We start from the raw sequence: 12,537 nt of genomic DNA on the forward strand, positions 1-12,537 counted from the left end.
TTAGCCCTTTGCGGCCTTCACTACCTTTTCAGCGGCATCGTCCATGCGCTCGGCGCTTATGATGTTTAGCCCCGAGTTCTTTAGTATCTCTCTGCCTTTATCAACGTTCGTGCCCTGAAGCCTCACGACAAGCGGTATCTTCATGCCTACTTCCTTTGCAGCGGCAACGATGCCATCGGCTATGATGTCGCACTTCATTATGCCGCCGAATATATTGACCAATACGGCCTTGACGTTCGGGTCGCTTACAAGAATTTTAAACGCCGCAGTAACCTGGTCTTTATTCGCGCCGCCTCCGACATCGAGGAAGTTTGCAGGAGCGCCTCCTGTGAACTTTATGATGTCCATCGTTGCCATGGCAAGGCCTGCGCCGTTGACCATGCAGCCGATATTGCCCTCAAGGGCAACGTAATTAAGGTTGAACCTCGAGGCCTCGACCTCTTTGGGGTCTTCCTCGTCTAAGTCCCTCATGCCTTCGACATCTTTATGGCGGAAAAGGGCGTTATCGTCGAAAGATATCTTTGCATCGAGCGCGAGCACATCGCCGCCCTTTGTAACCACAAGCGGGTTGATTTCGGCCATGGAACAATCGAGCTTTACGAATGCGTTATAAAGCGCTGTCATGAACTTTACAGCCTTGCCGATAACGGCCTTATCAAGACCCAGGCCAAAGGCAAGGTTTCTTGCCTGATAACCCTGTAGCCCGACTGCCGGGTCTACGAACTCTTTTAGTATTTTTTCGGGATGTTTTGCGGCTACTTCTTCTATCTCAACGCCGCCCTCTGTGGAGGCCATGAGGCAGACCCTCTGGGTCGCCCTGTCCACAACCGCGCCGACGTAGTATTCCTTTGCTATGTCACAGCCTTCTTCTATGAATACCTTTTTTACGACCTTGCCTTCGGGGCCGGTCTGGTGGGTTACAAGCGTCTTACCAAGAATTTCCTTTGCGTGCGCTACGGCCTCGTCCTTCGTCTTTGCAAGCTTTACGCCCCCGGCCTTGCCTCTGCCGCCTGCGTGGATTTGCGCCTTAACAACGCACACGGGCCTGTCTTTCAGGAATTCCTTTGCGATTTCCTCGGCCTCCTGCGGCGTGAATGCGATTTTGCCCTTCAGAACCGCCACACCGTACTTGCCGAGAAGTTCCTTTGCCTGATACTCGTGGATGTTCATCCGCCAAGCCCTCCTGAAAAATTGTAGGACAGAAATGTATACGCAAATCCGTCCTTAGTCAAGTTAAAAATTCTTTAGAATCCGGCCCTATATGTTTGCGCCAAACCACTGCCTGTCTTTGACATGCTCAGGGGCATAGTCAGGAAGCACCATAGGCCCTATTATCGGGTTCTTAACCCCTGCCTTGGAAATGGCCTTGTGGAAGTCCTTTACATGGTCAAGGGTTGGTGTAAGAGGCTTCTTTAACGACTTGGCCCTCTCTGCCGCGTTCTGGCCGGCCCTTCTGCCAAACACAAGTATATCGAGTAGCGAGTTGCCCATCAAACGGTTCCTTCCGTGCACGCCCCCGGAGACCTCTCCTGCAGCATAGAGACCATCCACGCCTGTCGAGCCCTCGGCATCTATCCAGAGCCCGCCGTTCTGGTAGTGGAGCGTTGGGTACACAAGCATCGGCACCTTGCTTATGTCTATGTCATAGCGCTTGAACTGTATGTACTTTGCGGGAAGCTCTTTTCTTACGGTTCCCTCGCCGTGCAGCATGTCTATCATTGGGCTATCGAGCCATGTCCCGATTCTTCCGGTCGGCGTAACAATGCCCTTGCCTATGTCAAAACACTCTCTGATGATACAGGCGCTTTCAACATCACGCGGCTCGAGCGGGAAGCAGAACTGGTTGCCTTCGTTATTGATGAGCTGCGCGCCAAGGCCCCTGACCTTTTCGGTAATGAGAAGCCCGACGTTTTGCTCGGGGTATATAACGCCTGTCGGGTGGTACTGGGTCGAATCGAGGTCCTGAAGCTTTACGCCAGCCCTGTAGGCCATGACAATGCCGTCTGCGGTCGCGCCGTAGTGGTTGGTAGTCGGGAAGCCCTGTATGTGAAGGCGTCCGAACCCTCCGGTTGCCATGATAACGGCCTTTGCCTTTACGATGTAATATTCCTTTGTCTCGAGGTTATAAAGGATGGCTCCGGCAACACTTCCGGATTTATCAGTCAGGAGCTCTACTGCCGGGGCAAACTCCATCACCTTAATGACGTCGCTCCTGTTACGCGCCTCGTCCCTAACGACCCTCATTATTTCAGCGCCTGTCATATCGCCTGCGGAATGCATCCTTTTACGCGAGGTGCCGCCGCCGTGCCTGACCTTCATCCTGCCGGTGGGCATCTTATCGAACATCATGCCGAGCTTTTCAAGCCAATGTACTATTATCGGCGCGTCGTTTGTAAGCGCGGCTACGACATCGGGCTGGTTGGTGAAATGGCCTCCTCCAAGCACGTCCAGATAATGGAAGTACGGGGAATCACCTTCCTGGTCAGCGCACTGTATGCCGCCCTCTGCCATGACGGTGTTTGAATCGCCGTGGCGAAGTTTGGTGGCAAGTAAAACCGAGCAGCCTTCGTCGGCCGCGGTCAAAGCCGCGGCAGTGCCTGCGCCGCCGCCGCCGAGGACAAGCACATCTACCTCGATATCTGCCTTGGAAAGGTCTACGTTATCTATATCGAGCCTGCTCTTGGACTCAAGCAGCACGGCCACTTCTTCGGGGAACACGTCACCTTTATTCGGCCCAACGAGGACCTTCCTTCTGCCGTCATCCTTATAGTCTGGATGGTATTTACCGAGCCACTCCTTCCTCTGGTCCATGGTCAGGGCCGGGAAGTGCTCGCCCTTTCTGGCAAGCTCGACGCGCTTTGCGCGTGTAGCCTCGACCTTTTTTACAAGCTCCATCAATTCTTTAGTGTAGCCGCTCATTTTCTCCTCCGAGTCTTAAAGCGCAGGCCTTACCCGCACTTTATAAAAAACCGTTTCCCCAAACTCCGCCGCTATTAAAGCTTACTTGTGTCCTTGGGAAGCCACGTGCCGGGCTCTGCGAGATCCGGCTCTCTTTCCCTCTCAACATAAAGCTTCTTTACATCCTCGGGCTTCATCTTCGTAAGTTCTTTTAAAAACTTCTCGTACTTGCCGCTCTTAACGTCCTTAACCCTTTTCTCAAGGTGCTCGGCCTTTGGAAGTATGTGGCCGCCGTAGAGACGCCTTACGAACATCGCAGCTGTAAACTGGGAAATCTGCGCCGGGCACCTTGACGCGCAAAGCCCGCACATCACGCAATCGAAGCTCTTATGGGCCGCGCCCTCAAGGTCGCCTCTCTTCATAAGGGCGATATAGTCCATGACATCTATGTCCATGGGGCATGTTCTCGTGCACGTGCCGCAGCCAACGCACTTAAAGACCTCCGGATACAGGCGCCTAAGCTCGCCGTGGTGGTCGGAGCTCATCTTATCGAGTTCATAGTTCGGGCGGTTTGCCGGGAAGAACGGCAGCTGAACGACTATCATATTCTCGCCAACAACCGTCTGGCACGCAAGCCCTGCGCGAAGCTTATAATCGCCGACAAAACGGTAGAAGGTCGCGCAAGCGCCGCATATGCCGCCTCTACAACCGCAGCCCCTTATGTACTTGAAGCCTGCGTACTCTATGGCCTTCATCACCGTAATGGTCTCGGGGACCTTGTACTCGCGGCCCATGATGAAGACCGGTATCATCTTCGCGTCCTTTGGCGGGATGGTCATGTCGCCGGTGGCTATTTGTTTTAATTTCTTCGTGTCCTTGCTCATAGCGTATGCTCCGTAGAGTTTGTCGGTTAAACTTCCCTTAAAAGTCGTTGTACATCTTTTTAACTTCCGTTGCCGTGTAAACAGGGCCTTCCTTGCACACGTAGACATCGCCGACGTTGCATCTGCCGCACTTGCCAACGCCGCACTTCATCTTGTTTTCGAGTGTCGTATAAACGTTGTCGCTATTGAAGCCGAGCTTTTCAAGCGACTGAAGCGAGAACTTTATCATCACGGGCGGGCCGCAGATTACGCAGACCGTGTTAGCTGGCTTAACGCCGCTCTCTTCTACAACCTTTGGAACGAACCCGACCTTGCCCTTCCACTCAGGCGTTTCTCCGCCCGGGTCAACGGTTTGCAAGAGGTTCACATCCGCCATCTTGTCCCATTCTTCGAGTTCGTGCTTGTAGACCAGATCCGCGACTGTCCTTGCGCCGTAGATGATGGTTATGTCGCCGTAGTCCTTCCTGTTATCAAGGCACGACCATATAACCGAGCGCACCGGAGGAAGCCCGATGCCTCCTGCTATGAATACTATATTTTTACCCTTCCATTCATCCACCGGGAAGGAGTTGCCGTACGGGCCGCGAAAGCCCATGGTATCGCCGACACTTAACTGGCTAAGTCCGCCCGTAACCCTTCCGCTTCTCCTGAAGGTGCATTCGATGTAGCCCTTGCGGGTAGAAGGAGATGCTATACAGAACGTACTCTCTCCTAGCCCAAAGGAAGAATAGAGCGCGAACTGTCCTGTCTTGAAGCTAAAGGCATTGCCCTTTGCCTCGTCCTGGAACTTAAGCTTTAGAGTTCTTACGTCCGGAGCCTCGTCCTTTATCTCGGCTACAGTCATCATCTCCGGAAGATATATGTTTCCTGGCTTACACATTTTCTTAGTCCCTTATAATAGACCTTTCTATTACTTATGCCTTTACTGCACGCTTTATATATCTGTCACCCGAAAGCAACCTTCCGGACAACGCGCTCCCCTGCTACTTCGAAAGCTCTTCCATTACCTCTGTTATATCGAGCCTTACCGGGCACACGCGTATGCATCTGCCGCACCCGACACACCCCTTTGTCTTGAACTTTCCGGGGTAGATATGGAACTTGCACATGAAGCGGTTACGCCATCTCTTGAACTGCGTATCCCTCGGGTTATGTCCGCTTGCATGAAGAGTAAAGAACTCGAACTGGCACGCGTCCCAGTTCTTTCTTCTCTCGCCCTCTGTGAAGCTTCCCTCGTCGGTTATGTCGAAGCAGTGGCACGTGGGGCACGAGAAGGTGCACGCGCCGCAGCCAACGCATTTACGGGCAAGGTCTGGCCATAAGTCCTTTTCGTCGTAATGCGCCGTGTCCTTAAGCCTTGCCTTGATTTTATCTATATCCGCGTTCACCTTCGCGGGCTTGAATATCGCCTTTTCCCTTGCATCCCCTTCTACAAATGCCGCCTTGTGCTTTTCGATAAAGGCCTTGCCCTTATCGGTCACTGCCTCTGCCGTAAAATCACCGGACTCGGTTTCACGAAGCAGCACATCCGAGCCTTCCTTTGCGTCAGGGGTAAGCCCAACAGAGGTGCAAAAGCACGAATCATCGCCCTTTGTGCATGCAATAGAGATAACGACGGCCTTGTCTTCTCTCTTCGTATAGAACTCGTCTATAAAATCCCAGGTAAACACGCTTCTAAGCGACGCCGCACTTGCCGCATCGCAGGGCCTTGAGCCGAATATAACGGTACCCTGCGGATTTACCTCAACTCCCTCGACCTTTACGCCTTCCTTCGTGTTCTTAATCGTAAGAACCGGCTCTGTCTGCGGGAAGAAGAACTCCTTAAAGGAATTCCTCGGCACCACGTAGTCGAAGGTCATGTCCTCGGACTTGGTAAGCGGCCTGAATGCCGTTTGCCTGGCCTCGACCTTCGGCGCGACGAACGCGCCCCCGGCCTTTGTCACGGCCTCGAACACTGCCTTTATGCTGTCTTTTTTAAGTATCTTTTTGCTCATCTCTATAGGTCTCTTTTATTTAATGAACTCTTCTTTATCGTCGGGCTTAAACACTATCATCGGCGGATGCTCGTTGGGATTATAACCCGACTTATAGTCAAAGGCCGCCTTTACCTCGAGCGCTATTCTCTGGTTAACGAGATTTAGCGGGATGTTTACCGGGCAGGCCCTCTCGCACTCCCCGCAGAAGGTGCAGCGTCCGGCAAGGTGCTGGGCCCGGATAAGGTTCCACGCCATGTTGCCTCTCGGGTGAGCCGAGGTCTCTATCCACTGCGGCATGTTCTTATCGGCTATGCAGCGCTCGCAGTAGCAGAGCGAACACGTCTGGCGGCAGGCATAGCACTTTATGCAGCGCGAGAACTGCTCACTCCAGAACGCCCATCTCTCGGAGGCGGTCTTCTTATCGAGTTCCTTTATCTTATCGTACACCATGCCCGTTGGCTCTTCCGGCGGCGTAAAGGTGGACTTATTGCCTATAACGGCATCCGTAACATGCGGGTTCCTGACATCGCAGTTATGGCACTTTGTCGGCATGACCTCGGGCTTAAGCTTCGCGCCCATGTCGGCAGTGCCGTCAGAGGCCCTTGGCCAGAGTTCCTGCTTATAGATCATGCCCTCGCAGGTCATGCCTATTATATGCACGTCCTCGCGCTTAAGCTGGCCTTCGCTCATCATCACGACAAGGTTACGTATGTCGCAGCCCTTCGCAACTATTGCGGCCTTGCCCATGGCCTTCACATCCGGGTACTTACGCGTCAGGTACACAGAAAGATTGTTGACGCAAAGCGGATTAAATACAAGCTTTGCCGCATCCTCGGGCTTTCTTATGAACACCGGGGTCGTATGCGTCTTACGCCTGTTCCAGCCGTAGCCTATGACGACCTTTACCGCGCCCTTTTCAAGAAGCTCTTTTGCTGTTTTTCTAAGTATATCTTCCATCTTCTATCCTATCGACGATTATGCGCCCTTGTGCGCGGCATTCAACTTTAAGAAAAACTCCTCTGACTTCGCAAACGAGTTCGCCAGAAACTTTTCCCTTATAACATTTCTATCGACAAAGTAATTACCCTTATCGTTTTTCTTAAAGCCTTCCCTTACGCCGTCGAACTCCTCGCCATTTAGAAGGAATCCATTGCCCTCGTTCTCGAGGAGCACGACGTAGAGCCCGGTATCCTTATCCTCTGCGGCCATGTCGCGAAAGCTCACGAACATCTCTTCGTTTAGCATCCAGCCCGTGCCGTCTTTTTCCTCGCTCTCGGCCCTTATGAACATCACGCCCGAGAGGTCTTCGCTTTGCGCAAGGTATACTTCCTGGTCCATCCACTTAAAGAACCCGGACCTCTTGAATAACTCAAAACCGCGAATCTTCAACGCATCAACAAACGCTGCCTTTACCTTGTCCTGGTCAACCCGGCTTATCATCCCCTTTAGCTGCCTTCCCCTTTTGAAAGCTCCTTGTACTCGGCAAACGGCCCGAGCTTACCGACCTCGTCTGTTATCTGGTTAATAAGGTCAACCCACTTTATCGCCTGAGAGGCGGAAACCCACGCAAAGTGGAGCCTCCTCATGTCTATGCCTGTAAATTCCATCAGGCTCTTGAAGGCAATCCAGCGCCTTCTTGCGTGGTAATTGCCGGTGGTATAGTGGCAATCCCCCGGATGGCAGCCCGAGACGAGCACGCCGTCTGCGCCGTTCTCGAATGCCTTTATTATGAATAGCGGGTCTATCCTGCCTGTGCAAGGAAGCTTTATGATTCGCACATTCGGCTTATACTCCATGCGGCTCGTGCCCGCAAGGTCAGCGCCTGCGTACGTGCACCAGTTGCACACAAAGGCCATTATCTTCGGCCCTGGTATGCCGCTTGCCTGTTCTGCCGCAGTATTTTTTACGGTTGCCGTAGACATATCCCTTCCCTCTTAGAACGCGTTTATCGCGGCAAAGACCTGCTCGTCGGTATAGCCGGCGAGGTCTATGGCCTTGCTTCTGCATGCTGCAACACACACGCCGCAGCCCTGGCAAACGCCCTCGTTCACTCTGGCAAGCCACTTAACGGTTTTGCCTTGCCTGTCCTTTACCTCGTCTTTTTCTATTGCCGAGTACGGGCACGCAGTGTAACAATCCCAGCATGCGTTGCAAGTGGATTTATTCACGCCGGCAACGATTGGCTCCCTCGCCATCCTGTCAGCTGAGAAGAGCGCAAGGACTTTACTTGCAGCCGCGCTTCCCATGCAGACGGACTCTGGTATATCCATCGGGCCTACGCACGTGCCAGAGAGAAACACGCCTGCAGTGACGGTCTCAACCGGCTTAAGCTTCGGGTGGTACTCATTATAGAACAGGTGCTTGTCGTATCCAATGCCAAGCTTCTGCGCAAAGGTATCTGCGCCCTTTCTCGACACTAGCGCTGTCGCAAGGACGACCATATCGGCCTCTATCTCAACCTGTGTGCCCGCTATGGTGTCGGCTCCCTGCACCATTATCTTGCCGTTCTTTTCATAAACGCGAGATACTCTGCCCCTTAGATACATCGCGCCCTCGTGCTCGATTGCGCGCCTTGTGAATTCTTCGTAACGTTTGCCGCCGCTTCTTATGTCCATGTAGAACACATACGCCTGGCCGTGGTGCACCTTGTGCTTGTATAGCATCGTGTGCTTGGCAGTGTACATGCAGCAAATCTTACTGCAATAGCTAACTCCCTTTGCCTCGTCCCTCGAGCCTACGCACTGTATGAATACGATAGTCTCGGGGGTTTTACCGTCAGAGGGCCTCTTTATCGCCCCACCGGTCGGGCCTGAAGACGAAGCAAGACGCTCGAACTGAAGACCGCTGATGACGTCTTTTATTTTACCGTACCCGTACTCGCCAAAACGCTCGTTTGGCATAAGCTCATAGCCCGTTGCAACCACTATGGCCCCGACCTTTTCTTCTATATACTCATCCTTCTGCTCGTAGTTTATGGACTTGGGGCCGCAGACCTTCGCGCATATGCCGCACTTGCCGCTTTTTAGCATCGGGCAGTTCGGCGCGTCGATGACCGGAATATTGGGCACCGACTGCGGGAAAGGCGTGTATATGACCTTTCTTTTATTTAGCCCGAGCTCGAACTCGCTGCCTGCCTTGAACGGGCACTTCTCCATGCACTCGCCGCAGCCCGTGCATGTTGACTCGTCCACATACCTGGCCTTCTTCTTTATCTTAACGGTGAAATTGCCGATGTAGCCGTCTACCTTCTCGACCTCGGAGTACGTATAGAGCGTGATGTTCTCGTTAAGCTCGACCTCGACCATCTTTGGCGTAAGGATGCACTGCGAGCAGTCCATCGTCGGGAAGGTCTCGGAGAGCCTTGCCATGTTGCCGCCAATCGACGGCTCTTTTTCTACAAGTACTACCTCTCTGCCGCCCTCTGCTATATCGAGCGCTGCCTGTATGCCGGCGATGCCGCCGCCAACAACAAGGGCGCGCTTATTTACGGGTATCGATATCTTCTTTAGAGGCCTGTTCCGCTTTAGCCTCTCTATCGTCATCCTGGTTAAGTCTATGCTCTTTACCGTTCCGGTCTTCTTCGTTTCGTCGTGATGAACCCAGGAGCACTGCTCCCTAATGTTCGCGATTTCGCACTTATAAGGATTTAGCCCTGCTGCCTCGCTTGCCTTCCTGAAAGTCTTCTCATGCATGTGCGGAGAACAGGCAGAAACGACAACGCCGTCAAGGTTATTGTCCTTTATGGCGTTCCTAAGCATTTCCTGGCCCGGTGCCGAGCACATAAACTTATAGCTGCAGGTATAGACCACCCCCGGAAGTTCGCCCATCTCCTTGGCAACGTCCTTGGTCTCGACCGTTGATTCTATGTTGTTGCCGCACTGGCAAACGAATACGCCTATCCTCGGCATAATGCTACCTCGCTTCCTTACCTGTGGTTACAAGCGGCGCCTTTACCCAGGCCGCATCCTTACGCTTGAATAGCGCCATCCATTTTTCTCCATCAGGGATGCCGTTCTTATCCCTTGGCACGCCCTTTACCCCGTCTCCCCAATAATATCTGTGCATGTTGTCCAATCTTACAAAACCTTCCATCGAATAATTCTTTCCTATATAATCGCCAGACCAGTCGAATATGTTCCTAATGCCGTTATCCTGCCCGTTATACCAACCGAACCTGGTCCACGCCAAAACCAGGAACCCTGGCTTTTTTCCCTCTATCTGCTCCGTAACCTCGCGCTGCATGGCGTCGGCATATTTATGCCTCTCCGTGAGCGGATACATATATACATAGCTTGTGGCGCTCTTTCTGCCGGAATAAAAAAGTATCTGCGGCTCCGAGCCCAGTATCGCCACGGTATCGTCGTTAGCAGTATTTTTCTTTATCTGCTCCGCAAAAACAACGGCCTCGGCATAAGGCTGCCCCTGATAGATGCCGGATGGCAACAACTCAGGAGGCCATACAAACAGATAATTCCAGCCGCTGTAGAACAACTGCCCGAAGACAAGCACTGCCACGAACACGGAAACCATTTTTTTTTTAGCCCCGGAGAATACTCCCTCCAGCGCAGCCAATCCGATTGCACATAATATCGCAACTGCCGGAACCAGCAACAAAAAATAATGGCTTCTGAAATACAGACCCGGGCAAACCGAAAAAAACGAGAACAAAAAAAACAACGCGGCATACGGATATATCGCCCTTACGCTCTTGTCCCATAACGGGGCAACCAACCCTATCACAAACAACAGAAAAACAAACGGATAAAAGCTGGCCGCCATCTTCACTATCACTGCCAGCATGCTCGCTCCTCGCGACAGCGGCACCATGGAGACGTAGCTTCTGGCGTAATCGAATGTCCAGAACCAGAACTTATCGAATGTTCCGGCCGCCACGTACACAAGACATACGGCCACAAACGGAAGCACGGCACCGAGAGCGCAGTACACGCCGTCGCCAAACCGTTTTGTCATTACGGCTTTGTCTCCGCGCGCGGCATAAAACCTCCACAAAAGACATGCCGCGGCGAACAGTATAAAAAACAACGCATGCTGCTTTACTATATACCCGACGCCAAGCAGAAGGCCGCCAAGAAAAAAGTACAGCCTCTTTTCCTTCTCGGCGGCAATAAGTATCAGTATAAGGCCGCCAAGCACAAAAGGCAGTACAAAATGCTCGGCATTGGCCGTAAAACCAAGGAACATATGGCCCATTGATAAAACCGCAAACACGGCGGCCGCAACAAGACCGGCCATTTCGCCTCTGAGCCTGCGCGCAAGCAAAAACACAAGCGCCGTGCTTACGGCGCTAACAAAAAGCAGCCCGAGCCGCACGCCGCCAACGGTTTCTCCGAACACGCCCATGATAAGCGCATATATCACATGTATGCCCGGAAGCTTCACCGTATACATCTGCTCATATGGCAGAATGCCCTGGAGAAGAAGCCAGCCGCCGTAGGCATACTCGCCCTCGTCTCTCTCGAAGGGCACGTTTAAGTAACGCAGCCTGGCATAGAACACCGCCGCAATTACCGCAAACGCCACACCACGGAAAACGTAGCGCTCGATATCAATATTGTTACGCATTGTATCCATCGTTAAATACATACCGACTATCCTACCTCGGCTCGTACCCTGCTTTCTTTAACCTCGAAGCTGCCCTTACAATATCTTCCTTCGAAAAAATATCCTGAAACTTTAGAGCAACCGCCTCTATCGAAAGATCCAGCCTGCCCCTCTCTGCCAGAAGGTTGAATGTCAGCATGGGCTCGTCTATGCCCATAACACCTCTACAGACCTCCATAACGCTTCCGGTCTGGTCAACCATCTTCCAGAACCGCACGGGATTACACCCCATGCGCTTTGATTCGTTCATTACCTCTTCTATCGCTGCCTCGAACTCCGCTATGCGCTCGGCGCTCACGGCTTATACACCCTTCTCCTTAAGAAGCGGCCTCGCATCCCACTTATTCTTTTCGAACTCAAGCATCTTCTCATCCTGCCCGAGCGCGAGACCCAGAAGCTGCGTAAAGTATACTACCGGCACGGTCTTCCCGACCGACTTTGCCTGCGCTGTCTCGAGGTTATACTGGCAAAGCGGACAGCTCGTCACTATCATCTCTGCTCCCATGCCAACTGCCGATTCTATGACACTTCCGGAGAGCTTCTCCACCACATCTGCCCTGTCCATGGCAAGGTGCGCGCCGCAGCATTCTATCTTATTCGGGAAGTCTATCGGCTCCGCGCCAAGTGCCTTCATAAGATTTTCGATAATAACCGGTGCTTCGTGGTTATCTATGCCGACTTCCTTGGCAGGCCTAAGGAGCATGCAGCCGTAGTACGCAGCAGCCTTTATGCCCTTAAGCGGCCTCTTTACAGCGGCCTTTACCTTGTCGAAACCAACGTCGTCCCTAAGCACTTCAAGATAGTGGACGATATTCAGGCTTGCGTCGTACTCTTCTTCTATGAACCCATTTACGACCGAACGCTTTTCCTTATCGCCCTTTAGCGCATGGTTCGTTCTCTTTAAAACATTATAACAAACGCTGCAAAGTGTCGTTACCTTCTCTCCTGCCTTCCTAGCAAGGGACAACACCTTTGCAGGGGCTGTAAGCGCCATCACATTATCTGGAGTCAGAGGAAATGTCGCGCCGCAGCAGTTCCACTGGCGAAGCTCCTCAAGCTCGAAGCCTAAGGCCCTCGAGGACTCCTTTGCCGAAAGGTCAAAGCCTTTGGCAACTGTATTCAAAGTGCATCCTGGATAGTACGGTATCTTCATTTAT

At 52.6% G+C, this 12,537-nt stretch carries 12 protein-coding genes; all 12 read right to left on the reverse strand.

Annotated features, from left to right (window positions below; all coding sequences use genetic code 11):
- Nucleotides 1-1,170 carry an ADP-forming succinate--CoA ligase subunit beta gene (gene sucC / locus OEV59_02530; protein MDH4226619.1) on the reverse strand — a complete coding sequence of 390 codons (1,170 nt, stop codon included), beginning with the start codon at nucleotides 1,168-1,170 and terminating at the stop codon, nucleotides 1-3.
- 87 nt (nucleotides 1,171-1,257) lie between these two features.
- Nucleotides 1,258-2,919: an FAD-binding protein gene (locus OEV59_02535; protein MDH4226620.1), complete on the reverse strand. Its 1,662-nt coding sequence runs from the start codon at nucleotides 2,917-2,919 to the stop codon at nucleotides 1,258-1,260.
- A 74-nt stretch (nucleotides 2,920-2,993) separates the two neighbouring features.
- Complete coding sequence (locus tag OEV59_02540; protein ID MDH4226621.1) at nucleotides 2,994-3,782, reverse strand: 4Fe-4S dicluster domain-containing protein; 789 nt, start codon at nucleotides 3,780-3,782, stop codon at nucleotides 2,994-2,996.
- A gap of 37 nt (nucleotides 3,783-3,819) precedes the next feature.
- Nucleotides 3,820-4,662: an FAD/NAD(P)-binding protein gene (locus OEV59_02545; GenBank protein MDH4226622.1), complete on the reverse strand. Its 843-nt coding sequence runs from the start codon at nucleotides 4,660-4,662 to the stop codon at nucleotides 3,820-3,822.
- Nucleotides 4,663-4,765: 103 nt separating this feature from the next.
- Complete coding sequence (locus tag OEV59_02550) at nucleotides 4,766-5,776, reverse strand: 4Fe-4S dicluster domain-containing protein (GenBank protein ID MDH4226623.1); 1,011 nt, start codon at nucleotides 5,774-5,776, stop codon at nucleotides 4,766-4,768.
- Nucleotides 5,777-5,791: 15 nt separating this feature from the next.
- Entirely contained in the window at nucleotides 5,792-6,715 is a 924-nt protein-coding gene (locus OEV59_02555; protein ID MDH4226624.1) for a 4Fe-4S dicluster domain-containing protein, read from the reverse strand.
- Between the two features lie 18 nt (nucleotides 6,716-6,733).
- A complete protein-coding gene (locus OEV59_02560; protein MDH4226625.1) occupies nucleotides 6,734-7,198 on the reverse strand; it encodes a hypothetical protein in 465 nt (154 codons plus the stop codon).
- Between the two features lie 5 nt (nucleotides 7,199-7,203).
- Nucleotides 7,204-7,680, reverse strand: coding sequence for a hydrogenase iron-sulfur subunit (locus tag OEV59_02565; protein MDH4226626.1), 477 nt, complete (start codon nucleotides 7,678-7,680; stop codon nucleotides 7,204-7,206).
- 12 nt (nucleotides 7,681-7,692) lie between these two features.
- The gene (locus tag OEV59_02570; protein MDH4226627.1) at nucleotides 7,693-9,666 is read right to left on the reverse strand and encodes a CoB--CoM heterodisulfide reductase iron-sulfur subunit A family protein; all 1,974 of its coding nucleotides are present in this window, start codon (nucleotides 9,664-9,666) and stop codon (nucleotides 7,693-7,695) included.
- Nucleotides 9,667-9,670: 4 nt separating this feature from the next.
- Complete coding sequence (locus OEV59_02575; protein MDH4226628.1) at nucleotides 9,671-11,341, reverse strand: glycosyltransferase family 39 protein; 1,671 nt, start codon at nucleotides 11,339-11,341, stop codon at nucleotides 9,671-9,673.
- 31 nt (nucleotides 11,342-11,372) lie between these two features.
- Nucleotides 11,373-11,678 (reverse strand): hypothetical protein, encoded by a 306-nt coding sequence (locus tag OEV59_02580; protein MDH4226629.1) that lies wholly within the window; start codon nucleotides 11,676-11,678, stop codon nucleotides 11,373-11,375.
- A 3-nt stretch (nucleotides 11,679-11,681) separates the two neighbouring features.
- Nucleotides 11,682-12,533: a CoB--CoM heterodisulfide reductase iron-sulfur subunit B family protein gene (locus tag OEV59_02585; GenBank protein MDH4226630.1), complete on the reverse strand. Its 852-nt coding sequence runs from the start codon at nucleotides 12,531-12,533 to the stop codon at nucleotides 11,682-11,684.
- Nucleotides 12,534-12,537 lie beyond the last annotated feature (4 nt).

This window comes from Deltaproteobacteria bacterium (genome assembly GCA_029858205.1).
Classification (GTDB): domain Bacteria; phylum Desulfobacterota; class GWC2-55-46; order GWC2-55-46; family DRQE01; genus JAOUFM01.

Coding starts and splice junctions, on each gene's coding strand:
- OEV59_02535 (MDH4226620.1), bottom strand. CDS start 2,919: ATGAGCGGCTACACTAAAGAATTGATGGAGCTTGTAAAAAAGGTCGAG.
- OEV59_02575 (MDH4226628.1), bottom strand. CDS start 11,341: ATGCGTAACAATATTGATATCGAGCGCTACGTTTTCCGTGGTGTGGCG.
- OEV59_02565 (MDH4226626.1), bottom strand. CDS start 7,680: ATGTCTACGGCAACCGTAAAAAATACTGCGGCAGAACAGGCAAGCGGC.
- OEV59_02560 (MDH4226625.1), bottom strand. CDS start 7,198: ATGATAAGCCGGGTTGACCAGGACAAGGTAAAGGCAGCGTTTGTTGAT.
- OEV59_02540 (MDH4226621.1), bottom strand. CDS start 3,782: ATGAGCAAGGACACGAAGAAATTAAAACAAATAGCCACCGGCGACATG.
- sucC (MDH4226619.1), bottom strand. CDS start 1,170: ATGAACATCCACGAGTATCAGGCAAAGGAACTTCTCGGCAAGTACGGT.
- OEV59_02550 (MDH4226623.1), bottom strand. CDS start 5,776: ATGAGCAAAAAGATACTTAAAAAAGACAGCATAAAGGCAGTGTTCGAG.
- OEV59_02570 (MDH4226627.1), bottom strand. CDS start 9,666: ATGCCGAGGATAGGCGTATTCGTTTGCCAGTGCGGCAACAACATAGAA.
- OEV59_02555 (MDH4226624.1), bottom strand. CDS start 6,715: ATGGAAGATATACTTAGAAAAACAGCAAAAGAGCTTCTTGAAAAGGGC.
- OEV59_02545 (MDH4226622.1), bottom strand. CDS start 4,662: ATGTGTAAGCCAGGAAACATATATCTTCCGGAGATGATGACTGTAGCC.
- OEV59_02585 (MDH4226630.1), bottom strand. CDS start 12,533: ATGAAGATACCGTACTATCCAGGATGCACTTTGAATACAGTTGCCAAA.